The organism is Bradyrhizobium sp. DN3 (assembly GCF_041357655.1).
Taxonomy (GTDB): Bacteria; Pseudomonadota; Alphaproteobacteria; order Rhizobiales; family Xanthobacteraceae; genus Bradyrhizobium.
On record NZ_JAULLN010000014.1, the window covers coordinates 198,398 to 219,896 of the forward strand.

The 21,499-nt window shown below is 63.8% G+C and carries 20 protein-coding genes; 8 read left to right on the forward strand and 12 right to left on the reverse strand.

Annotated features, from left to right (window positions below; all coding sequences use genetic code 11):
• Positions 1–28 precede the first annotated feature (28 nt).
• The 8 genes from AAE027_RS21790 to AAE027_RS21825 are packed head-to-tail and all read right to left on the reverse strand — an operon-like array spanning position 29 to position 8,142.
• A complete protein-coding gene (locus AAE027_RS21790) occupies positions 29–1,402 on the reverse strand; it encodes an amidohydrolase family protein (RefSeq protein WP_370986545.1) in 1,374 nt (457 codons plus the stop codon).
• Entirely contained in the window at positions 1,399–2,982 is a 1,584-nt protein-coding gene (locus AAE027_RS21795; RefSeq protein ID WP_370986544.1) for an ABC transporter substrate-binding protein, read from the reverse strand. The genes AAE027_RS21790 and AAE027_RS21795 overlap by 4 nt, the downstream gene beginning before the upstream one ends.
• A gap of 20 nt (positions 2,983–3,002) precedes the next feature.
• Positions 3,003–3,893, reverse strand: coding sequence for a polysaccharide deacetylase family protein (locus AAE027_RS21800; protein ID WP_370986543.1), 891 nt, complete (start codon positions 3,891–3,893; stop codon positions 3,003–3,005).
• Positions 3,880–4,695: an ABC transporter substrate-binding protein gene (locus AAE027_RS21805; protein WP_370986542.1), complete on the reverse strand. Its 816-nt coding sequence runs from the start codon at positions 4,693–4,695 to the stop codon at positions 3,880–3,882. The genes AAE027_RS21800 and AAE027_RS21805 overlap by 14 nt, the downstream gene beginning before the upstream one ends.
• 12 nt (positions 4,696–4,707) lie before the next feature.
• Positions 4,708–5,472, reverse strand: coding sequence for an amino acid ABC transporter ATP-binding protein (locus AAE027_RS21810; protein WP_370986541.1), 765 nt, complete (start codon positions 5,470–5,472; stop codon positions 4,708–4,710).
• Positions 5,469–6,326: an amino acid ABC transporter permease gene (locus AAE027_RS21815; protein WP_370986540.1), complete on the reverse strand. Its 858-nt coding sequence runs from the start codon at positions 6,324–6,326 to the stop codon at positions 5,469–5,471. The genes AAE027_RS21810 and AAE027_RS21815 overlap by 4 nt, the downstream gene beginning before the upstream one ends.
• The gene (locus AAE027_RS21820; RefSeq protein ID WP_370986539.1) at positions 6,323–7,147 is read right to left on the reverse strand and encodes an ABC transporter substrate-binding protein; all 825 of its coding nucleotides are present in this window, start codon (positions 7,145–7,147) and stop codon (positions 6,323–6,325) included. Before AAE027_RS21820 ends, AAE027_RS21815 begins: the two co-directional genes overlap by 4 nt.
• A gap of 35 nt (positions 7,148–7,182) precedes the next feature.
• Positions 7,183–8,142 (reverse strand): N-carbamoyl-D-amino-acid hydrolase, encoded by a 960-nt coding sequence (locus AAE027_RS21825; protein WP_370986538.1) that lies wholly within the window; start codon positions 8,140–8,142, stop codon positions 7,183–7,185.
• Between the two features lie 151 nt (positions 8,143–8,293).
• Here AAE027_RS21825 and AAE027_RS21830 point away from each other — a divergent pair, with 151 nt between their 5' ends.
• Together AAE027_RS21830 and AAE027_RS21835 are read left to right on the forward strand one after the other, a co-directional pair.
• Positions 8,294–9,181, forward strand: coding sequence for a LysR family transcriptional regulator (locus AAE027_RS21830; protein ID WP_370986537.1), 888 nt, complete (start codon positions 8,294–8,296; stop codon positions 9,179–9,181).
• Positions 9,182–9,646: 465 nt separating this feature from the next.
• Entirely contained in the window at positions 9,647–10,543 is an 897-nt protein-coding gene (locus tag AAE027_RS21835) for a LysR family transcriptional regulator (RefSeq protein ID WP_370986536.1), read from the forward strand.
• A gap of 8 nt (positions 10,544–10,551) precedes the next feature.
• Here AAE027_RS21835 and AAE027_RS21840 read toward each other — a convergent pair whose 3' ends face one another.
• The 3 genes from AAE027_RS21840 to AAE027_RS21850 form a co-directional block, all read right to left on the reverse strand.
• Positions 10,552–11,631, reverse strand: a complete 1,080-nt coding sequence (locus tag AAE027_RS21840; protein ID WP_370986535.1) for an isocitrate/isopropylmalate dehydrogenase family protein — start codon at positions 11,629–11,631, stop codon at positions 10,552–10,554.
• Positions 11,632–11,770: 139 nt separating this feature from the next.
• Entirely contained in the window at positions 11,771–13,252 is a 1,482-nt protein-coding gene (locus tag AAE027_RS21845; RefSeq protein WP_370986534.1) for an aldehyde dehydrogenase family protein, read from the reverse strand.
• Between the two features lie 91 nt (positions 13,253–13,343).
• Complete coding sequence (locus AAE027_RS21850) at positions 13,344–14,228, reverse strand: NAD(P)-dependent oxidoreductase (protein WP_370986533.1); 885 nt, start codon at positions 14,226–14,228, stop codon at positions 13,344–13,346.
• Positions 14,229–14,832: 604 nt separating this feature from the next.
• Here AAE027_RS21850 and AAE027_RS21855 point away from each other — a divergent pair.
• On the forward strand, positions 14,833–15,342 hold the full coding sequence (locus AAE027_RS21855) for a hypothetical protein (protein WP_370986532.1): 510 nt from the start codon (positions 14,833–14,835) through the stop codon (positions 15,340–15,342).
• A 153-nt stretch (positions 15,343–15,495) separates the two neighbouring features.
• Here the strand turns inward: AAE027_RS21855 and AAE027_RS21860 are convergent, their stop codons facing one another.
• On the reverse strand, positions 15,496–16,008 hold the full coding sequence (locus AAE027_RS21860; protein WP_091883780.1) for an Lrp/AsnC family transcriptional regulator: 513 nt from the start codon (positions 16,006–16,008) through the stop codon (positions 15,496–15,498).
• A gap of 166 nt (positions 16,009–16,174) precedes the next feature.
• Between AAE027_RS21860 and AAE027_RS21865 the strand changes: the two genes are divergently transcribed.
• From AAE027_RS21865 to lpdA, 5 genes are read left to right on the forward strand one after another with little or no spacing between them, the layout of a single operon-like run.
• Positions 16,175–16,435 (forward strand): hypothetical protein, encoded by a 261-nt coding sequence (locus tag AAE027_RS21865; RefSeq protein WP_370986531.1) that lies wholly within the window; start codon positions 16,175–16,177, stop codon positions 16,433–16,435.
• Positions 16,432–17,664: a 3-methyl-2-oxobutanoate dehydrogenase (2-methylpropanoyl-transferring) subunit alpha gene (locus tag AAE027_RS21870; protein ID WP_370986530.1), complete on the forward strand. Its 1,233-nt coding sequence runs from the start codon at positions 16,432–16,434 to the stop codon at positions 17,662–17,664. The genes AAE027_RS21865 and AAE027_RS21870 overlap by 4 nt, the downstream gene beginning before the upstream one ends.
• Before the next feature lie 3 nt (positions 17,665–17,667).
• Positions 17,668–18,681: an alpha-ketoacid dehydrogenase subunit beta gene (locus AAE027_RS21875; protein WP_370986529.1), complete on the forward strand. Its 1,014-nt coding sequence runs from the start codon at positions 17,668–17,670 to the stop codon at positions 18,679–18,681.
• Between the two features lies 1 nt (position 18,682).
• A complete protein-coding gene (locus AAE027_RS21880) occupies positions 18,683–19,954 on the forward strand; it encodes a dihydrolipoamide acetyltransferase family protein (RefSeq protein ID WP_370986528.1) in 1,272 nt (423 codons plus the stop codon).
• Positions 19,955–19,958: 4 nt separating this feature from the next.
• Positions 19,959–21,356 carry a dihydrolipoyl dehydrogenase gene (gene lpdA, locus AAE027_RS21885; protein WP_370986527.1) on the forward strand — a complete coding sequence of 466 codons (1,398 nt, stop codon included), beginning with the start codon at positions 19,959–19,961 and terminating at the stop codon, positions 21,354–21,356.
• Positions 21,357–21,499 lie beyond the last annotated feature (143 nt).

Below are 21,499 nucleotides of genomic sequence, written 5' to 3' on the forward strand. Positions count from 1 at the left end.
TTCTCCTTGCAAATCGTGCGGCGGGACCTCAGCCATTGAACGCGGCCTGCGCTTCCGGCAGGTCCCAGATCCTGCCGATCGCGGCAGCCCCCGCGGTGGTGATCACAGCCTCGTCGCCGTGAACATAGCGTCCCGCATCGATCAGCAAGCGGCCGTCGACGATGACCTGATCGACATTGGCGCGGTTGCCGAGCGCGATCAGCGCGCGGCGCGGATCGAACAGCGGCTGCAGGTGCGGATGGGTCATGTCAATGACGGTCAGATCGGCCGTTGCGCCGGGCGCAATCGCCCCGAGATCCGGACGCTTCACCAGCGCAGCCGCGGTCGCAGTCACCGCCTCGATCAGGTCGGGCGCGCTCGCGACGTCGGCCCGCTGCAGCGCAAGCTTGGAGATCATCGAGGCCGCATTGAGCTCGCCAAGCAGGTCCATGTTGTAGCCGTCGGTGCCGACCACGGTGCGCACGCCATGTTCGGCAAACCGGCCGAACGCCGCCGTGACGCCGGATCGCGCAAACACCCGCGGGCAATTCAACACCGCAGCGCCCCGCGCCGCCATCAGCTTCAGATCGCTGTCGGAGCTTGCGATGCAATGCGCTGCGAGAAGATCAGGAGCCAGCAGGCCCAGCCAATCGAGATATTCGGCCGGCGTGCGGCCGTCATAACGCTTGCCAATCGTTTCCACCTCGGCGCGGCTTTGCGCCAGGTGGGTAGTGATGGGAACGCCGAGCTCGCGGGCCCGTGCCGCACAAGCACGCAGCAGATCGGGTCCGCAGGTGTCGGTCGCATGCGGGCTCATCGCGAGGCCAATCCGTCCCTCACCACACCCGTTCCAGCGCTGATAGAGCATGTTCCAAGTGGCGAGGTCGACCGCGCCGTCGTCACCGGCGTATCTGACCACACCGTCCGGGCCGGCCTTGGCGTCCGAGGTCGAGAACAGATACGGCGCGCCATAGAATCGGATTCCCATCTCCTCGGCGGCGTCGAACATCTCGGGAATCGTGTTGCGGAACGGCTCCAACACCGTGGTCGCCCCGCCCTTGAGTAACTGCAAGATGCCGAGCCGCGCGACCGCAAGGCGCTCCTCGGCCGAGAGCAGATCGGCGCCGCGTTTGGTCAGCGGCAACAGCACCGTATAGACGATGCTCTGATTGTTGCGCCGACCGTTGCCGTCTTCGGTGTGGCTGCGCGCCACCGCCTCGCTGAAACAGTGATTGTGCAAGTTCATCAGGCCCGGCAGGATGAAGCGGCCGGGACGATCATGTACCTCGGCGGCGGACGGCCTGTCCTTGGTGATAGCCGCGACCTTCTTGCCCTCGATCAGCACCCAATGATCGCGAAGCACATCCTGCGTATCGTCGCGGCGGGATAACACGTAGCTGCCGAAGATCGCGATGCTGCTCATGATGGACGCACATTCCAGAAGACCGCGGTGCCGTCGAGGATGCCGGTGATACTCTTGCGGTAAGCGGTCGGTTGCTTGTACAGGCCGATCGGGAAATACGGAATCTCTTCAAACGCCAGCGCCTGGATCTCGCGGCATATCCGCTGTTGCTCTTCGAGCGAGGAAGCCGCGAGCCACCGGCCGCGCAGGCCGCCCATCTTCTCGCTGCTGTACCATCCGGCGACTTTGCCTTCGCCGCGCAGATTGGTGTTACCGGCCGGGTTGAGCCAGTCGATGCCTTGCCAATTGCCGACGGCAGCGCTCCAACCGCCCTTGTCGATTGGATCCTTCTTGAGCTGGCGCTGCAGCACGACCGCGAAGTCGAGCGCCTGATGGTCGACGTTCATCCCGGCCCTCCGCAGCATGTCGGCGGCGATCTGGCCAAGCGGCTTTTGCGCGGCCGAATTGCTCGGCGACAGCAGCACGACCTTCTCGCCATTGTAGCCAGCCGCTGCCAGATCGGCCTTCACCTTGGCCATATCGCGCGGGCCGCGGAAGACGCTGAGCCCGACGTCATTGGCCATCGGCGTTCCCGGTGCGAAGTAGCCGATCGGCGAGAGCTGATACGCCGGATCTCCGCCCGCGACCGCGGTCATGAAGTCGGCCTGATCGATCGCACCGAGCAGCGTACGGCGGATCGCCGGATTGTCGAACGGCGGCTGCAGGTGATTGACGCGGAGCATGCACGCATAGCCGCGAGGATCGAGCACACGCGTTTCGACCTCATCGGATTGCTTCAGCACGGGTAGCAAATCGTGTGGCGTGGTTTCCTGCCAATCCTGCTCGCCAGTCTGGAGGGCCGCCACGGCGGTCCCCGGGTCCGGCGTCGTCGTCCACACAACGCGGTCATAGTGCACGACCTTGGGACCGGCGGTCCACTCCGGCTTGCCGTCCTGGCGAGGTTGATAGCGCTCGAACCGGGCATAGGCGTTGCGTACGCCCGGCACGCGCTCATCCGCCATGAAGCGGAACGGCCCGCTGCCGATCACTTCGGTGATCGGCTTGAGTGGATCCTGGCTCGCAAACCGCTCGGGCATCATGAAAGCGGCATGCACCGCGGCCTTGCCGAGCGCCTGCGGCAGCAGCGGGAACGGCCGCCGCAAGCGAAAGCGGATGGTACGGTCATCCGGCGCGGACAGCTCTTCGGTGGCCGCCATCAATTCGCCGCCGAACCCGTCGCGCGAGGCCCAGCGGCGGATACTGGCAACACAGTCCCGCGCCAGCACCCGCTCGCCGTCATGCCAGAACAGCCCGTCGCGCAGCGTCAGGTCCCATTGCTTGCCGTCATTGGAGACGACGTGGCCCGAGACCATCTGCGGCGAGACTTCCAGCGCCGAATTGATGCCATAGAGCGTGTCGTAGACCATGAAGCCATGGTTGCGCGACACCTGTGCGGTGGAATAAATCGGGTCGACGAACGCCAGATCGATCACCGGGATGAAGCGCAGCGTGGACTGCGATTGCGCGCGCACGATACCCGGAAATGACAGCGCGGGCGCCACCGCCGCAGCGCGCAATAGGGACCGGCGGGAGAGCTGCATCGACGACTTGCCCCTGCTCATCAGCGCGATTGACCCGCCGTTTCGTGGTGCTGGAAGTTTGCTGCGATCGCCTCCCCGGTCGTGATCCATACGTCCGGGCAGGATTTGGCGTAGGTCAGGAACTCGCGGAGCAGACGGAGTCGCATCGGACGGCCGCTGCATTGCGGATGCAGCACCGTGGTCACCATCGCGCCCCAGTCGCGGACCTCGTCAAGCTCGTCCTTCCAGATCGAGAGCACATGCTCCTTGGGAAAGATCGAGCGCGGGCTGAACCGCGCCGAGAGGCCGTGCATCCAGTCGTCATAGCTTGCGGTGACCGGCAGCTCGATCGCACCGGGCTTGCCGTCCGCGAGGCGATGGCGATAGGGCCGGACGTCGTCGCGGAACGAGGAGGTGTAGACGATGCCGTGCCGGACCAGCGCTCGGCGCAGCTCCTCAGTGAACTCGCCATAGGGTGCGCGATAGCCGATCGGCTTGACGCCGAGCCGGCGCTTCAGCGCCTCAAACCCCCGCTCCAGCTCCTCCTCGATCCAGGGATCGCCGGGGTCGGGCAGTAGATGGTGGTAGCCATGATGGCCGATCTCATGGCCCGCCTTGAGGATGGATTCCGCCATCGCGGGATGCGCGTCGACCGACCATCCCGTAACGAAGAACGTCGCCTTCAGATCGAGCTGGTCGAGCAGCTCCAAAAGTTTCGGCGTGCCGACCCGCGCCTCATAGCCGCCATAGCTCATGGTGATCAGACGCTGCGCGTGGACGGCGTCCTTACTGGTCCAGGCGCTTTCCGCGTCGACGTCGAACGACAGGAACATTGCCGACGTCCACGGCTTCGGCCAGGGATAGTTCGGTGCCGGGTCCGCGGTGTTCGCCGGGACGAGCGGTATGCTCTGGAGTGCCTTACTGTCCAGCATTGATGGTCGCCTTCTCTACGCCGTTGTCGTTCAATTTCCACTTTGCAAGCAGGCTGCGGTAGGTGCCGTCGGCGATCAACGCATCGAGTGCCTCTACCAAGGCCTGCTGCAGTGCCTTCTCCTTGACCGGCAACGCGATCCCGGTGAACTGCGCCGCGATCGCCTGGCCAACCGGCGCATAGGCGCCGGGTTCCTGGTCCATGATGTAGGGCAGCGTCTCATTGCCCTGGACCGCCGCGTCTATCCGCCCCTGCTTCAGTTGCGTGCGCGCGTCGGCGGAGCCCTCCGTGCCGACGAATACGATCGCGTTGCTGCCGCAATGCGCCGTGCTCCACGCCGCGATCTGATCCGGAAACATGGTGCGGCGGCTGGCGCCGACCTTCTTGCCGCACAGCGCCGCCATGTCCTTGAACTCGGCCGCACGAGATTTCTGCACAAAGAACTGCGGGCCGCTGCGCAGATAATCGACGAAGGTTGCCGCCTCATGCCGCGTCGCATAGTCGGTAAAGCCGGACAGGATCGCATCCACCCGCCCGGACGAGATCGACGGCATGAACTGCGCGAAGCTGGTCTCTTCCCACTCCAGCTTGACGCCGAGCTTGCGGCCGAGCGCCTCGCCGAGATCGACGTCGAATCCGGCCAGCGCATTGGTGGCGGGATCACGGAACTCCATCGGCGGATAGTTCGGCACGATTGCGACCTTGATGCTGCCGCGCTTCGCAATCTCCGCTGGCAGCTCGATCGCAAAGGCCGGCCCGACCAGGACCAATCCAAGCACGCCTGCGACAATCAGTCTGATCATCAAACTCCCCCATCAAATCACCGCCGCCAGAAATGCCTGCGTGCGCGCCTCGCGCGGTGCCCCGAGAACATCAGCGGCGCGCCCGGACTCCAGGATCGCGCCATGGTCCATATACACGACGCGATCAGCGACCTCGCGGGCAAAACCAAGCTCATGTGTCACCACCATCATGGTCATGCCGCTCTGCGCGAGCTCCTTCATGACCGACAGCACTTCGCCCACGAGCTCGGGATCCAGCGCGCTGGTCGGCTCGTCGAACAGCATCAGCATCGGCTTCATCGCCAGTGCGCGCGCGATCGCCACGCGCTGCTGCTGACCGCCTGAGAGCTGCGACGGATAGGAGTCTGCTTTCGTCGCAAGCTCGACCCGGCGCAGCAGCTCGATCGCCTCGGCGCGGACCTCGTCCAGCGAGCGGCCCTGCACCTGCACCGGTCCTTCCGTGATGTTCTCCAGCGCCGTCTTGTGCGGAAACAGGTTGAATCGCTGGAACACCATCCCGGTTTTCAGCCGCTGGCGCGCGATCTGCCGTTCGGTCAGGCGGCGCAGCTTGCCACCCTCTTCGCGTACGCCGAGCAGTTCGCCATCCAGCCAGATGCCGCCGCTGTCGATCATGGTGAGCTGGTTGATACAACGAAGCAGCGTCGTCTTGCCCGAGCCCGACGCACCGATCAGGCAAAGCACCTCGCCGGGCCACACGTCGAGCGAGACATTCTTGAGAGCCTGGAACTCTCCAAAGGCCTTGCTGACGGAGCGGATCGCGACGAGGGGCTTCGTCATCGGTTGATCCGTGCCGTTCCACGCGCAAAGCGGCGCTCGAGCAGCATCTGCAGCGGGGTCAGGATCGATACCACCAGCAGATACCAGCAGCCGGCGACGATCAGGAGTTCGATGACGCGCGAATTGGCGTAGTAGATATTCTCGGCGTTATGCAGCACCTCGGGATACTGGATCACGCTGGCGAGCGAGGTCGCCTTCACCATGCCGATGAATTCATTGCCGAGCGGCGGTATCACCACGCGCATCGCCTGCGGCAGGATGATCCGCCGCAGCGCGCGGAGCCGCCCCATCCCGATCGCCTGCGCCGCCTCATACTGCCCGGCATCGACAGACAGCATGCCGGCGCGCATCACCTCCGACGTATAGGCGCCCTGGTTGATGCCGAGTCCGAGCAGCGCTGCGAGGAAGGGCGTCATGACGTCGACGGCGCGTGCCGTCCACAGCCCGGGAATGCCGATGGTCGGAAACACCAGTGCGAGATTGAACCAGAGCAGCAGTTGCAGGATCAGCGGCGTGCCACGGAACAGCCAGGTGTAGCCTGCAGCGACCGACTTCAGCACCGGATTGGGTGACAGCCGCATGATTGCCACGACCACGCCGAGGATGATGCCAAGCGCCATGGCGAGCACCGCCATCACCATGGTGTTGACGATACCCTCAAGGATCACCTTCGCGGTCAGGAAGCGGCTGACATAGGACCATTCGATCTGACCGGCGGCAAAGGCACGGGCGATAGCCGCCAGCACCACGACGATCGCGGCCGCAGCCAGCCACCGCCGCCAGTGGATCTCCCGCGCGATCTGCATCTGCGAGAGATCGGGAAAGCCTTCCGCCAGCGTCGGGGCCGCCCTCATTGCGGCGCCGCATTCATCATCGGCTTGGCGACGGCATTCGCCCCCAAACCAAATTTGTCGAGGATCTTCTTGTAGGAGCCGTCAGCGATCATCGCCGCGAGATGTTCCGTCACCACCTCGCGTAGGGCAGCATCGTCCTTGCGGAACATGATGCCCTGATACCCGATTGCGAAGGGCTCGCCGACAACACGGTACTTGCCTGCCTCCTGCTGCTGGGCATAGGGCAGTGTCTCGCTGCCCTGCACGGCGGCGTCGATGCGGCCCTGCTTGAGCTGGTTGCGGACGTCGATCGAGTTCTCGCCCGGAACATACTGAATGGCCGCCTTGCCTGCAGCCTCGCAGTTCTGCTTGCTCCACTTCTCGATCTCGACCGGGAAGCTCGTGCTGCGCGTGGTGCCAACCTTCTTGCCGCAGAGATCTGCGGCGGCCATTGCCTCATGCCCGTCCAGAACGAAGAACTGCGGTCCGGTGGTCAGGTAGTCGATGAAGTCGGCGGTCTCGCGCCGTGAGTTACGGTCGGAAATGCCGCTGATGATGAAATCGGCGCGCTTGGTCTGCAGCGACGGGATGAGTTCGGCGAACGGCGTTTCGCTCCAGACGATTTTGACGCCGAGCCGCTTGGCAAGTTCATTGGCCAGATCGATGTCGAGGCCAACGAGTTCGTTCGTCTTGGGATCACGGTACTCCATCGGAGCATAGGTCGAATTGACCGTCAGCTTCAATGCACCGGTCTGTTTGATCTCCGCCGGTAGTTCGCCCGCCCGCACGGAGGCGGCAGCAGCGAATGCGGCAAGGCCGAGAAAAAGCGAGGGGCGTGTCATGTCAGCTCCTTTGCCAACGCGCGACTGGCCGCATGTCAGTCCATGCCGAGAACGGCCGGCTCGACCACGCCGGCGCGCTCAGTGATCATCCTGTATTGCTCGGGCCGCCGGTGGGCGGCGAAATTGAACATCTTGTCCTTGCCCTGGCGGCAGAGATCGAGATCGATATCGGCAACAACGACCTCGTCCGCCAGTGTCTTCGCCTGCGCGACGATCCTGCCGTTCGGATCGACAATGCATGAGCCTCCGATCAGGCCAGAGCCATCTTCCTCGCCGGCCTTCGCCACTGCAATCGCCCAGGTCGCGTTCATGTAGGCATTGGCCTGCGCGACGAGCGTCGAATGGAAGGTGCGCAGTGCCGCGTCCTCGGTGGCGCCGCCGTTCGGATCGTAGGCCGCCGAGTTGTAGCCGATGCAGATCAGTTCGACTCCCTGCAGACCCAGCACGCGCCAGGCTTCCGGCCAGCGGCGATCGTTGCAAATCATCATGCCCATGATGGCGTGGCTCCACGCCGATCCTGCGCGGAAGGCGGGAAAGCCGAGATCGCCATATTCGAAGTAGCGTTTTTCCAACTGCTGGTAGCGCGCGCCTGGCCGGGGTTCGACCGACCCGGGCAGATGCACCTTGCGATATCGGCCCATGATCTCGCCGCTGTCGCCAACCAGGATCGCACAATTGTAACGACGGCCATCCGGGGTAAGCTCGGCATAGCCGACATAGAAGCCGACGCGCAGTTCGCGGGCTCGGTCGAATAGCGCCTGGACAGCCGGATTCGGCATGCCGCGCTCGAAATACTGATCGAGCCCATCGCCTTCGAGCAGCCAGCGCGGAAAGAATGTCGTGAAGGCGAGTTCGGGAAACACCACCAGCCGCGCCCCCCGCGCGGCCGCCTCTTCGAGCAACCGGAGCATGCGATCAAGTGTGTGCGCACGGGCATCAGCTCTTTGCGTCGGCCCCATCTGGGCTGCGGCAGCACGAAGAACGCGAGTCAACATTGCCTCCAAATGATGCGGACTGCTGCCTCGATAGGCGGACCGATATTCCCTCGGCAGCGCTCATTCCGCACCGCATTACAAGAAATGAGAGCGGCGTTGGCAATCACTCGTGCTATGATATTTTCGGTCGGACTATAACGGGCACGAATAGATGAACCTGCGCCAACTCGAAATTTTGCGTGCGGTCGTTCGACACCGGACGACAGTCGCAGCAGCCGAGGAGCTGTCGCTGTCACAGCCGGCGATCAGCAACGCGTTGAAGGCGATGGAGACGCAGGCGGGCTTCGCCTTGTTCGAGCGCGTCAACAACCGCCTGTTTCCGACCGCCGAGGCGATGGCGCTCTACAAGGAAAGCGAGACCATTTTTGCGCTGCATGCCAAGCTGGAAAACCGCGTCCGTGATCTCAGGGAATGTCGCACGGGACATCTGTCGATCGTCGCAACGCCGCCGCTGGCCTACAGCATCATCCCGCCCGCATTGTCGGACTTCCTGCGCCGGCGGCCGCAGACGCGGATGTTCTTCGACGTTCGCCGCTATGAGGGCATCATCGACGGGCTCCTGAGCCGGGTCGCCGAGCTCGGCTTCGCGCTCGGCTTCTCGCATCATCCGGGCATCGCGCATGAAGTGGTACACACCGGCGAGATGGTCTGCGTCGTGCCGCCGCGGCATCCGCTGGCGGACCGCGCGGTGATCACCGCGTCCGATCTCGCCGATCTCCCCTTCATCGGGCTCGAGCGGGGAACGCAGTTGGGTGAAGCCGTGCGTGCGAGTTTTGCTTCGGCCGGCGCTCCATTCCAGCCAACCGTCGAGGTGCGATACTGCAACACCGCCTGCGTGCTCGCCGCAGCAGGCGTCGGCGCGGCGGTGGTGGATCCGTTCTCGCCGCACCAGGCTGGCAGTCAGGAGCTGGTCATGCGCCCCTTCCTTCCCGAAACACCTGCGCTAGCATACATGCTGTGGTCCGAAGCGGAGCCGCTCTCGCGTCTTGCAAGAGCGTTCCTCGACGAAGTCCGCCGAGCAAGCCGACAACTGGAATGATCAGGACACCGTACTGCCGACACGAAGAGCTCAGCGGCCGCGCCGCGCCGATCGCGCTTGGCTAGGCCAACAGAACATCGAAAACAACCCCATGCACAGTAGACATGGCATTGTCAGCAAAAGGGTTTTCGCCCGCCATTGTTCGGAGAACTGCTGCGCACTCTTCCGGATCGTGGTCTGGAGATTTGACACATCGGGCAAAACACCGGCACTATTCCATCATGCCCGCTTCATCCCTTGGCACGCCCCCCGCCCAGCCCACGTAGCGCCAGCGACGGCCAGAACTCCGCCCAGGGTTGCGCCGCCTCGAAAGCCGCAGCGATACGGAAGATCGTGGGTTCGTCGAGCCAGGGCGCGATGATCTGGTTTAATCAAGACTGCCGCCTTCTTGGCCAGATATACATGTCAATCCGCGTTGGGGTCATTCCGCATGGAGCGCATGAGCGCTGAACGAGGTATTCGGACTTGCCGAACATCAACCTGAAGCTTCTCCATACTTTCCTGCTCGCGGCCGAGCACGAAAGCTTTCGAAAGGCTGCGGAGGAATCGAACCGGTCGCCGTCTGCCGTCAGCATGCAGGTTCGCGACCTGGAGGAGCAGATCGGCGTCCTGCTCTTTCGCAGGACACCACAGAAGGTGTTGCTTACGCCTGAGGGGCGGATCCTGTTCGAACAGGCAAAGCGAGCCCTCCAGGAAGTTCAGTCCGGGTTGGATCTGCTGACCGAATCAGCGCAGTCCCGCAGCCGTCACATTCGAATGGCTTGCGTTCCGACACTTGCGTCCGGATGGCTGCCCAACATCCTGGCGACATTCAAGGTCCGCTATCCGAGGAGCCAGGTCCAGCTCATGGAGCTCTCCACGACACCGATGCTCGAACTGCTGAAGAGGCAAGATGTCGAGTTCGGCATTGGTCCGGAAGTCCCCGACATGGGGGATTATGAGTTCGAGCCGATCCTTGAAGATCCCCTCTTTGCCTGTGTACCGCCAGTATTCGACGAGGGACAATTAAGCATCGGATTCGCTGATCTCGTCGAAAAGCCGGTTATCCTGCTGTCGAAGACGACGGCGGTCCGAGGGCTGATCGACGAGACACTGGAGACGCTCGCCGTCCGCCTCGATGTGCAATTCGAGGTCCAGGCCGCCACGACGGCGCTGGCCTTGGCAGCGTCCGGCCTCGGCATCGCAATCGTACCGCGGGTCGCTCTGGTGCAGGCCGGCGTGCAGCAGTTTCGTGTCGTCCCGATCTCCGACCACGTCAAGCTCCGCCAGATCGGCTTGATCACCCCGCGCGGCCCTGTCAGGCGCCCGAACACCGAACAATTGATTTCATTGATCCGCTCGAGCCTGGCCCAGCTTCGCTGACGCCGCGCTTAGAGTAACTTCAGAAGCGCATCGACGACCTGACCGGTCGTCGCGCTGCCACCGATGTCACGGGTCCTCAGCGCGGCATCCTCCAACCCGGCACGGACCGCGGCCTCGATCCTGTCGGCACCAAGCCGCAGCCGGCTGTCCCGATAGCGCTGATCCAGCCGCCGCAGCATCAGGATCGCCGCCAGGATCGTCCCATAGGGATTGGCGAGCCCCTTTCCTGCGATGTCGGGCGCCGAGCCATGCGAGGCCTGGAAGAAACCGATCCCGTCCCCAACCTCTTCCGATGGCGACATGCCCATGCCGCCGACCGTCGCCGCACCGAGATCGGAAATGATGTCGCCGAACATGTTCTCGGTGACGATGACGTCGAAATGCGAGGGCTTGTTGACCAGATGAACCGTCATCGCGTCGACAAGGACGTGCTCGGCTTCGATGTCGGGATAGTCTTTGGCGACCTCGTCGAAGACGGCGCGAAAGAACGCGTAAGTGCGCAGCACATTGGCCTTGTCGCAGCAGGTCACCCGGCGCCGACCGTCCTTTGGTGAACCATTCCGTGTTCTCGCAAGCTCGAATGCGAACCGGACGATGCGTTCGATGCCCTTCCGGGTCTGGACGAGCGTGTCGACTGCGACTTCCTCCCTGAGCAGCGCGCCGGCGCCGCGCGCGGCGTAGAGGCCCTCGCTGTTCTCCCTGACGATGACGTAGTCGATCGATCCCGGCCGCCCGAGCGGGGACGGCACGCCCTTGTACAGCTTGATCGGCCGCACATTGGCGAACAGGTCGAGCTTGAAGCGAAGCGAGAGCGTGAAATCGAGTCCGGCTTCGGTTCCATCACGGTGAACCACACCGGGAATGCCGGCCGCACCATGGAGAATGGCATCGGCCGTGCGGCAGCCCTCGAACGAGGTGGCCGGAAACGAATCCCCGGTTTCGAGAAAGTGCGTGGCGCCCGCCGGATATTCCGCAAAATGGAGCGTCCTGGCCTGGACACCGGCTTGCAGCACCGCGACCGCCGCACCAGCGACTTCGGGCCCGATACCGTCTCCATGCACGACGGCGATCTTGTAAGTATCCTTCATGATGCTCGCTCGACAAAATTATCCTGTGGTGGTGATGTCACTTCGCCCGTGGCAGGACATGCGCGACGTGACATGGCCTCTCGCTGCTCCCGTCCGGCGGCGCGGCCACTGCCACGATCGGCCGCGCCGGGACGATCGATCAATCCAGCTTGATCCAGATGCCCTTCGTGTTCAGGTATTCGTCGAGCTGTTCGGTGCCACCTTCGCGGCCATATCCGCTCATCTTGTAGCCGCCGAACGGCAACGCAGGATCGATGGCGTGATAGGTGTTCACCCATACCGATCCGGCGCGGAGGCTCCTCGAGATGACGTGGGCCTTGCTCACATCGCGCGTGAAGACACCCGCTGCAAGTCCGTATGGCGTCGCGTTGGCGCGCGTCACGGCCTCATCGAGCGTGTCGAACGGCAGCGCGGAAATGACCGGGCCAAAGATTTCATCACGGGCGATCTGCATGTTGTCGGAAACGCCGGCGAACACGGTTGGCGCGACGAAATTGCCCTTCGCGAGGGCGCCTTCCCTCAGCCTGCTGCCACCGGTCACGACCTTCGCGCCCTCGTCGCGCCCGCTCCGCAGGAAGCCTTCGACCTTGTCGAGCTGCCGCTCCGAGACCAGCGGTCCAATCTCCGTCGAGGGATCAGCGCCATCACCGATCTTCAGGGCCGCGGCAAATTTCCCGAGCCGTTCCACCAGTTCGTCGTGAATCGCGCGCTCGACGAACAGGCGGGAGCCGGCGATGCAAATCTGGCCCGAATTGGCAAACGCCGCCATCGCGGCAATCGGGACAGCCTTGTCGAGGTCCGCGTCCGCGCAGACGATCACCGGTGACTTGCCGCCGAGTTCGAGCGACACCCGCTTGAGGTTGCCGGCCGAGGCGCGAACGATCGCCTGCCCGGTTGCGGTGGATCCGGTGAAGACGATCTTGTCGACACCGGAGTGCTCGGCCAGCGGCGCCCCGGCCTCCGGCCCGGTCCCGGTCACGACATTGACCACGCCCGGCGGCACCCCGGCCTCGTTCATCAAATCAGCGATCAGCAATGGCGTCAGCGGCGCCTCTTCGGAGGGCTTGAGCACGATGGTGCAGCCGGTCGCCAGCGCGGGCCCGATCTTCCAGACCGACGCAGCCGTCGGCGCGTTCCAGGGAATGATGGCGCCAACGACGCCGACCGGCTCCTTGCGCGTGAACGAGACGATATCGCCCGGCAGCGAATTGTCGATCGTCTGCCCGTGGATCGCGGTTGCCATGCCGGCGTAGTATCTGAGCATGCCGAGCACGCGGAGCTTGTTCGCCCGCGTCCTGACGATCGGCATTCCCATGTCGGCCGTATCGGACTGGCTGATCTCCTCCCAATGCTTCTCAAACAGGTCGGCGATCCGCAACAGCAGCGCCTGCCGTTCGAACGGCTTGAAGCGGCTCCACGGGCCTTCGAAGGCGCGGCGGGCCGCGGTGACGGCAAGACCGATGTCGGCCGCGTCTGCCCGCGGCACGCGTCCGATCACCTCGCCGGTCGCGGGGTTGCGCGTCTCGAAGACTTTACCCGAGCGGGCTTCCACCCACGCGCCGTCCACGAACATCTTTCGAGTTCGGCCGTCGATGGGAAATCGGATCTCAGCTTTTGTCATCGGTCTACTCCTGTCTCGCAGAGGCGATTGTCGGATGTCCGCCTCGTTTGATGTCGTGCTTACCCTGCAGCGATCGTCTCGGGAATGGGTTCTACGCAGCCGGCTGCTGTTTGCGGAGGAAGCGCGCCAGTTCCGGAATATAGGCCTGCCCGTGCCCGCTCTCGACCACCGCTGCCATGGCGCCGGCAACACCGTCGGCGATCGTCCCGCATGCGCCGGATGTGCCCGCCATCGTCCTGTAGTAGTTGATGTCCTTCAACGCATTGCCGATGAAGAACGGGACCGTCTCGACGTCGCCGGCCACGATGGCCGGCGCCAACCGCTGCAGCGCCACGCCGGCGCCACCGCCTTTGGCGAGAACATCGACGAAAATCGCGGGATCGACGCCTGCATCGGCCGCCTGCGCGGCTGCTTCGCTGAGAAGCGCCATGAAGCCGATCGAAACGTAGTTGTGGAGCAGCTTGAGCCGATGGCCGAAGCTCACGGGTCCGACCCGTTCGAGGCTCTCGGTGAAAGCGGCAAGGACGGCACGGACGCTTTGAAAGTCTGCTTCATCGCCGCCAACCAGGAGGTTCAGCGTTCCCTCTTCCGCATGCCTGGCCGTGCGTGTCATCGGCGCATCGAGGAAGCTTCCGCCGGCGGCCCGGACCGCAGCGGCCATCCGCAACGTCGATTCCGGCAGTGCGGTCGAGCAATCGACGATGATTGTCCCCTTTCGCAGCCGGGGCAAGACGCCGGCATCGCCGGTAAGAATTGCTTCGACCTGCGGAGAGCCGGTCACGCAAAGGATGATGACATCGGACACGTCTGCCACGTCGCCCGGAGTCTTGCAGGCTATAGCGCCGAGACCGACGAGGTCGTCGACCGGCTGATTGCCGGGATGGTCGAGAAAGGCAAGGGGATAGCCGCCCCGCACCAGCAGGTTCTTCGCAATTCCGTGCCCCATCAGGCCGACACCAATAATTCCCACCTTCATCGCGATACCTCGCTGATCATTCGCATCTCTGGTTGGACTGGGCGGCGTTGCCTACCCGCGATCATGTTGGAAAATCCATCATCTAGTGGACGGCCGCGTACATGCGTCAGCTTGAACAAGGGCGTTCGTCGCACCAGAGCGCTCATCGTCCGATCCAACGTTCCCGCAAGGCCGCGCTGCCGACGGCTCTGAATGCGAAGGCGCGACCGAGCCGAACCGTTGCGCAAGATTGATCGCTCGCGACCATCGTTTCCTGCCTGCATTTGGTTGTTGTTGTGCGGCAAGATGAGCGACGCTACCCCCGCTTCGTGCAAGGCGCTTTTTCTGACCCCCTGTTTGGTTTTTCTGATGTACCGGTGTTTTGATACGAACCGCCAAGGGAAGCAAGAGACCACTCACTTGGAGCGGCCGCGCGTTTCGGCCCGCGCAAGCCTCGCGTCACCTTCCAGCCTCCAGCGATTGAGAAAAACTGACGCCCCCTTCAGAAATACTGCGCTGCGCCGGCATTGCCTCGGCGCTCTGTCCATCTAAGATCGGACCTCGATCGACGTCTCTGTCAATCAAAACGAACCAAGCTGACTTGGTCGATTAGGGAGGTACCCGCATGAAAATTCGCAGGCTGCTGGCGCTTGCGGGCGTGTTCTTTGGCATGAGCACGGTTGCACTGGCTCAAGGTCAACCCGACGACGAGTGCCAAAATCCGGGAAACGACGAGCTTCTGAAGCAAGGATGCGCTTATCTCGACGAGTTCATGAAAGCGTTCAACTCGCGAGATGCGGAAGCCTGGTCCAAGACGGTTCACTATCCGCATATAAGAATCGCTGGCGGGCAGGTGCAGGTCTGGAACACGCCGGAAGAATATGCGCAATCGAACGATGCGAAGCAGTTGGCGCAGGCTTCGACATGGGCTCGCTCAGCGTGGACGTCTCGCAAACTGGTGCAGAAATCCGACGACAAGCTCCACTTTGTCACCAGATTCACGCGCTATGACGCCAATGACAAGCCGATACTATCGGCCGACTCTTTCTACGTGATCGTCAAGAGGGATGGCCGCTGGGGAGCTCTGGTACGATCGAGCTACGTCGGCATCATCGGCAAGAAGACCGCCTTTTGACGAACGATACTTTCCAGAGTGAACGCAAGGAGCAGACGTCCAATCGAGTGGCGTCTGCGTGTTCACCGGTGCATTGGTCGAGCTTTTCCGACTGTGCTCGACGCACAGCCGAAAGCCAGCCCGGTGCCCTCGCGCTGATGAGCCGCAAGCACACTACACCTGGACCGAGGTCAACTTCTTCAGGCAGCGCAACGCGAAGGACGATCGGCTGTGGCGAATGCCGGGAATGCGATAGAGCTTTTCGCGCAGGAAGCGTTCGTATCCGGCGGTGCTTTCGACGGCCACCTTCACCACGTAGTCGTAGTCGCCGGTCGTGAGATAGGCTTCGATCACCTCCGGCAGGTTCGTGAGCAGCTGGCCGAAACGTTCGAGCACCTCCTCGTCGTGGTGGTCGAGCGTCACTTCTATGATGACCGTTTCGGGCAGGCCGAGCTTCTCCTGATTGAGCAGTGCGACATAGCCATCGATATAGCCCTGGGTTTCGAGCCGCTTCAGTCTGTTCCAGCACGGCGTGGTGGAGAGCCCGATTTCGTCGGCAAGCTGCGCCGTCGTCAGTCGCGCATCCTGCTGCAGTGCGCGGAGGATTTTGCGGTCGATCTCGTCGAGGCGAAGCGAATCCTTGCGCGGAGCCTTAGCTGGCCGCGCCGCACGTCTGACCTTCGCCATATCCAGAACTCCATTCTATTTACTGGCACAATTGCCAGAATGATTCCGCCTCGAATGACCGAATTACCCAGATAATTGGAACAAAAATCCGATTATTGGCCAGTACAAACATACTACGTTTAGGGAGGAGCGGACGGTGTTTTTTCTGGAGCTCAGGAGCAGCGATATGCATGCCGCCCTCGGCCGGCTGCTCGATCAGGCGCGCGTCGCCGGCCTCAAGCTCGCGGCCGTCAGCGCGCAGGCCGAAGCCGAGGTGTATCGGATATCCGCGTCCATCGACATCACGGATCGTGACGCTGTCGACCGTCTCGCGCGCCGCGTTGGTACTGTGGTCTGCATTGGTGCCGTCGAGGTGCGCGGCGAATGCGACGTCGCGCTGCCGAGCCCGGCGCCGCATCTCTCGCTCGAAATGAGGTCGCGCCCATGACCGACAACGCGCCACTTTCCCTTCACGTCCCCGAACCGGCCGTGCGCCCGGGCGACACGCCCGATTTCTCCAACATCCGCATCCCTCGCGCCGGCCAGGTCGCACGCCCCGAGGTCGACGTCGATGCCGAGGCGATCCGCGACCTCGCCTTCTCCGTCATCCGCGTGCTCAATCGCGACGGCGAAGCCGTCGGCCCCTGGGCGGGATCGCTCTCCGATGATGAATTGCTGGAAGGCCTGCGTCACATGATGACGTTGCGCGCCTTCGATGCGCGGATGCAGATGGCGCAGCGGCAGGGCAAGACGTCCTTCTACATGCAGCACATGGGCGAGGAAGCCGTGAGCTGCGCCTTCCGCAAGGCGCTGTCGCCGGGCGACATGAACTTTCCGACCTATCGCCAGGCGGGACTGCTGATCGCGGGCGGCTATCCGCTGGTGGACATGGCCTGCCAGATCTATTCCAACACCCATGATCCCCTGAAGGGACGCCAGCTGCCGGTGATGTATTCCTCGAGGGAGCACGGCTTCTTCTCGATCTCCGGCAATCTCGCCACCCAGTACATCCAGGCGGTCGGCTGGGCGATGGCGTCCGCGATCAAGAACGATACCAAGATCGCCGTCGGCTGGATCGGCGACGGCGCCACCGCCGAGTCCGACTTCCATGCCGCGCTAGTATTCGCCTCGACCTATCGCGCGCCGGTCGTGCTCAACATCGTCAATAATCAATGGGCCATCTCGACCTTCCAGGGCATCGCGCGCGGCGGTTCCGGCACCTTCGCGGCGCGCGGCCTCGGCTTCGGCATTCCGGCGCTGCGGGTGGACGGCAACGACTATCTCGCGGTCCATGCCGTGGCGAAATGGGCCTGCGAGCGCGCCCGCCGCAATCTCGGCCCGACGCTGATCGAGCATGTGACCTATCGGGTCGGCGCGCATTCCACCTCGGATGATCCGGCGGGCTATCGGCCGAAGACGGAATCCGAAGCATGGCCGCTCGGAGATCCCGTGATCCGGCTGAAGAACCATTTGATCGTGCGCGGCGCCTGGTCGGACGAACGGCACAAGCAGACCGAGGCCGAGATCATGGACACCGTGATCGCGGCGCAGAAGGAGGCCGAGAGCTACGGCACGCTGCATTCCCCCAAGCATGCCTCTGCGCGCGACATGTTCGAGGGTGTATTCTCCCAGATGCCGCCGCACCTGCGCCGGCAGCGCCAGGAAGCAGGAGTTTAAGCCATGCCGCGGCGAACGATGATCGAGGCGATCCGCGAGGCCATGGACGTGATGATGTCGCGCGATGACGACGTCGTCGTGTTCGGCGAGGACGTCGGCTATTTTGGCGGCGTATTTCGCGCGAGCCAAGGGCTGCAGGCGAAATACGGCAAGAGCCGCTGCTTTGATACGCCGATCAGCGAGCTCGGCATCGTCGGCGCCGCGGTCGGCATGGCGGCTTACGGCCTAAAACCCTGCGTCGAGATCCAGTTCGCCGACTACATGTATCCGGCCTACGACCAGATCGTCTCCGAAGCCGCGCGGCTGCGCTATCGCTCGAACGGCCAGTTCACCTGTCCGGTTGTGGTGCGCATGCCGACAGGCGGCGGCATCTTCGGTGGACAGACGCACAGCCAAAGCCCGGAAGCGCTGTTCACCCATGTCTGTGGCATCAAGACCGTGGTGCCCTCGAATCCGAGCGACGCCAAGGGCCTCCTGATCGCCGCGATCGAGGATCCCGACCCGGTCATCTTCCTTGAGCCGAAGCGGCTCTACAACGGCCCGTTCGATGGCCATCATGATCGTCCCGTGACGCCGTGGTCGAAGCACGATCTCGGCGAGGTCGCCGAGGGGCACTACACCGTGCCGCTCGGCCGCGCCGCGATCCGCCGGCAGGGCGAAGCCGTCACGATCCTGGCCTATGGCACGATGGTCCATGTCGCCGAAAGCGCGGCAGCCGAGACCGGCATCGATGCCGAGATCATCGATCTCCGCACCCTTCTGCCGCTCGACCTCGACACCGTTGAGGCCTCGGTCAAGAAGACCGGGCGCTGCGTGATCGTGCATGAGGCAACGTTGACGTCCGGCTTCGGCGCCGAGCTCTGCGCGCTGGTGCAGACGCGCTGCTTCTATCATCTGGAAGCGCCGATCGCGCGCGTCGCGGGCTGGGACACGCCCTACCCGCATGCCCAGGAATGGGACTACTTCCCGGGCCCGGCGCGAGTCAGTCGCGCGCTGGCCGAAACGCTGGAGGCCTGAGATGACCGAGCGTGTCGTCAGGTTGCCCGACGTCGGCGAAGGCATCGCCGAAGCCGAGCTGGTGGAGTGGCAGGTACAAGTCGGCGATCTCGTGCGCGAGGATGCTGTGCTCGGCGCCGTCATGACCGACAAGGCCACGGTCGAGATTCCCTCTCCAGCCGAAGGACGTGTGGTCTGGCTTGCCGGCAAGGTTGGCGACATGCTTGCGATCGGCTCCGACTTCGTCCGGCTCGACGTGGACGGCAAGGGCGAAACGTCCACCACGACTGCGGCGCCGGCAGTGCAAACGACGAGCGCGCCAGCGCGAAAAGCGGGTCATGCGGCGCGCGCCACACCAGCGATTGCACCCGCGCATGTCGCACCCTCCCTGCAGCCTCTGGCGCCACCGGCCCGTCGCGAAGGCGAACGGCCATTGGCAGCGCCCGCGGTCCGGCTCCGCGCGCGCGAGGCGGGAATCGACCTGCGTCAGCTGCACGGCTCCGGCCCGGCCGGTCGGATCACCCATGACGATCTCGACAGCTACATCGCACGTGGCTCCGACGACGCGCCGGCGCTGCGGAGCCGACCCAAGACCGCCGTCACGGATACCAAGGTCGTCGGCCTGCGGCGCAAGATCGCCGAGAAAATGTCGATCGCAAATGCACGGATCCCGCACATTACCTATGTCGAGGAGGTCGACGTCACCGCGCTCGAAGATCTTCGCGCAAAACTCAACGAGCAGAAGCGCACCGACAGGCCCAAGCTGACGCTGCTGCCGTTCCTGATGCAGGCTATCGTGCGTGCCGTCGCCATACAGCCCGAGCTCAACGCCCATTTCGATGATGAGGCCGGCATCGTGCACCAGCACGCCGCCGTCCACATGGGGATTGCGACGCAAACCGGGGCTGGCCTCATGGTGCCGGTTGTCCGCCACACGGAGGCGCGCGATCTCTTCGACTGCGCGGCCGAGGTGATCCGTGTCACCGAGGCGGCGCGGAACGGCACGGCGAGCCGCGACGAGCTCATCGGTTCGACCATCACGATCACTTCACTCGGCGCGTTAGGTGGGCTTGTGACGACGCCGATCATCAATCACCCGGAGGTCGCGATCGTCGGTGTCAATCGAATCACAATACGCCCGCACTGGGACGGCGCAGGCTTCGTGCCGCGCAAGATGATGAACCTGTCGTCGAGTTTCGATCACCGCGTGATCGACGGTTTCAACGCCGCGCTGTTCGTGCAGCGGATCAAGACGCAGCTCGAAACGCCCGCCATGATCTTCATTGACGCATAAGACTATGACCGACACCACCTGTAAGCTTCTCGTCATAGGCGCGGGCCCCGGCGGCTATACCTGTGCGATCCGGGCCGGCCAGCTCGGCATCGACACCGTGGTCGTAGAGTCCGAAAAGCCGGGAGGAACCTGCCTCAACATCGGCTGCATCCCCTCGAAGGCCCTGATCCACGCGGCCGACACTTACGAGACGGTCGCACGTGCCGCCGACGGCAAGGCCTCGCTCGGCATCTCCGCCCAAAAGCCGTCACTCGACTTCACCAAAACCATCGCCTGGAAGGACGATATCGTGCGGCGTCTCAATGGCGGCGTGAGCGGATTGTTGAAGCGCGCCGGTGTCAGATACACGGCCGGACACGCGAGCTTTCACGACGGCAAGACCGTCGAGGTTCACACGAGCAACGGCGTTCAGCTGATCCATGCCGAAACCATCGTGATCGCCACGGGCTCGGCGCCAATCGAGCTACCGTCCCTTCCTTTCGGCGGCCGCGTCATCTCATCGACAGATGCCCTGGCGCTTGCTGAGGTGCCGAAGCGGCTGATCGTCGTCGGTGGCGGCTATATCGGCCTCGAACTCGGCACGGCCTTTGCTAAACTCGGCGCCGACGTCACCGTGGTCGAGGCCACGCCGCGCATCCTGCCGCAATATGACGGCGAGCTGAGCGACCCCGTTGCCAGGCGGCTCCGTGCGCTGGGCGTTACGATCCTGACAAGCGCGAAAGCCAAGGGGCTGGTCGCAGAAGGCACGGCGCTTCTGATCGAAACCGCCGACGGCGGACAGACAACGCTCGAAGCCGACAAGATCCTGGTCACGGTCGGCCGTAAGCCCGCGACGTCAGGCTTCGGCCTCGAGCTGCTCGATCTCGACATGGACGGCCCCTACATCCGCATCGACGATCGATGCCGAACCTCGATGCGCGGCGTCTTCGCGATCGGCGACGTCACGGGCGAGCCGATGCTGGCGCACCGCGCCATGGCGCAAGGCGAGATGGTCGCCGAAATCGTCGCCGGCCACCGTCGCGCCTGGGACCGCGTCGCGATTCCCGCGATCTGCTTCACCGATCCCGAGATCGTCACGGTCGGCCTCTCACCAAGCGAGGCGCGGGACAAGGGGTTTGAGGTCAAGACCGATCTGTTTCCGTTCAAGGCCAGCGGCCGTGCGCTCACGCTGGATCGGGACGACGGCTTCATCCGCACCGTGGCGCGTGCCGACAATCATGTCCTGCTCGGGATTCAGGGCGTGGGCCCTGGCCTCGCCGAGCTGTCAGCGGCGTTCAGCCTGGCGCTGGAGATGGGCGCGCGCCTCGAGGACATCGCCCTGACCATCCATGCCCATCCGACTCTAAGTGAGAGCTTTCATGAGGCCGCGCTGAGATCACTAGGCCATGCAATTCATGTCTAAAACATAGGGGGGAACCATGAGCCAGACCACGACCTTTGCCGGCGCTGCAAGCGGTGCGAGAAGCAGCATCGAGACCTCGACCATCCGTGCCATCTCCTGGCGCCTGATTCCGTTCCTGGTGCTGGCCTACTTCTTCTCCTATC

What these genes read in the sequence shown, in the direction of transcription:
- AAE027_RS21790 (WP_370986545.1), bottom strand. Translation starts at nt 1,402, where the DNA reads ATGAGCAGCATCGCGATCTTCGGCAGCTACGTGTTATCCCGCCGCGAC.
- AAE027_RS21795 (WP_370986544.1), bottom strand. Translation starts at nt 2,982, where the DNA reads ATGCAGCTCTCCCGCCGGTCCCTATTGCGCGCTGCGGCGGTGGCGCCC.
- AAE027_RS21800 (WP_370986543.1), bottom strand. Translation starts at nt 3,893, where the DNA reads ATGCTGGACAGTAAGGCACTCCAGAGCATACCGCTCGTCCCGGCGAAC.
- AAE027_RS21805 (WP_370986542.1), bottom strand. Translation starts at nt 4,695, where the DNA reads ATGATCAGACTGATTGTCGCAGGCGTGCTTGGATTGGTCCTGGTCGGG.
- AAE027_RS21810 (WP_370986541.1), bottom strand. Translation starts at nt 5,472, where the DNA reads ATGACGAAGCCCCTCGTCGCGATCCGCTCCGTCAGCAAGGCCTTTGGA.
- AAE027_RS21815 (WP_370986540.1), bottom strand. Translation starts at nt 6,326, where the DNA reads ATGAGGGCGGCCCCGACGCTGGCGGAAGGCTTTCCCGATCTCTCGCAG.
- AAE027_RS21820 (WP_370986539.1), bottom strand. Translation starts at nt 7,147, where the DNA reads ATGACACGCCCCTCGCTTTTTCTCGGCCTTGCCGCATTCGCTGCTGCC.
- AAE027_RS21825 (WP_370986538.1), bottom strand. Translation starts at nt 8,142, where the DNA reads ATGTTGACTCGCGTTCTTCGTGCTGCCGCAGCCCAGATGGGGCCGACG.
- AAE027_RS21830 (WP_370986537.1), top strand. Translation starts at nt 8,294, where the DNA reads ATGAACCTGCGCCAACTCGAAATTTTGCGTGCGGTCGTTCGACACCGG.
- AAE027_RS21840 (WP_370986535.1), bottom strand. Translation starts at nt 11,631, where the DNA reads ATGAAGGATACTTACAAGATCGCCGTCGTGCATGGAGACGGTATCGGG.
- AAE027_RS21845 (WP_370986534.1), bottom strand. Translation starts at nt 13,252, where the DNA reads ATGACAAAAGCTGAGATCCGATTTCCCATCGACGGCCGAACTCGAAAG.
- AAE027_RS21850 (WP_370986533.1), bottom strand. Translation starts at nt 14,228, where the DNA reads ATGAAGGTGGGAATTATTGGTGTCGGCCTGATGGGGCACGGAATTGCG.
- AAE027_RS21855 (WP_370986532.1), top strand. Translation starts at nt 14,833, where the DNA reads ATGAAAATTCGCAGGCTGCTGGCGCTTGCGGGCGTGTTCTTTGGCATG.
- AAE027_RS21860 (WP_091883780.1), bottom strand. Translation starts at nt 16,008, where the DNA reads ATGGCGAAGGTCAGACGTGCGGCGCGGCCAGCTAAGGCTCCGCGCAAG.
- AAE027_RS21865 (WP_370986531.1), top strand. Translation starts at nt 16,175, where the DNA reads ATGCATGCCGCCCTCGGCCGGCTGCTCGATCAGGCGCGCGTCGCCGGC.
- AAE027_RS21870 (WP_370986530.1), top strand. Translation starts at nt 16,432, where the DNA reads ATGACCGACAACGCGCCACTTTCCCTTCACGTCCCCGAACCGGCCGTG.
- AAE027_RS21875 (WP_370986529.1), top strand. Translation starts at nt 17,668, where the DNA reads ATGCCGCGGCGAACGATGATCGAGGCGATCCGCGAGGCCATGGACGTG.
- AAE027_RS21880 (WP_370986528.1), top strand. Translation starts at nt 18,683, where the DNA reads ATGACCGAGCGTGTCGTCAGGTTGCCCGACGTCGGCGAAGGCATCGCC.
- lpdA (WP_370986527.1), top strand. Translation starts at nt 19,959, where the DNA reads ATGACCGACACCACCTGTAAGCTTCTCGTCATAGGCGCGGGCCCCGGC.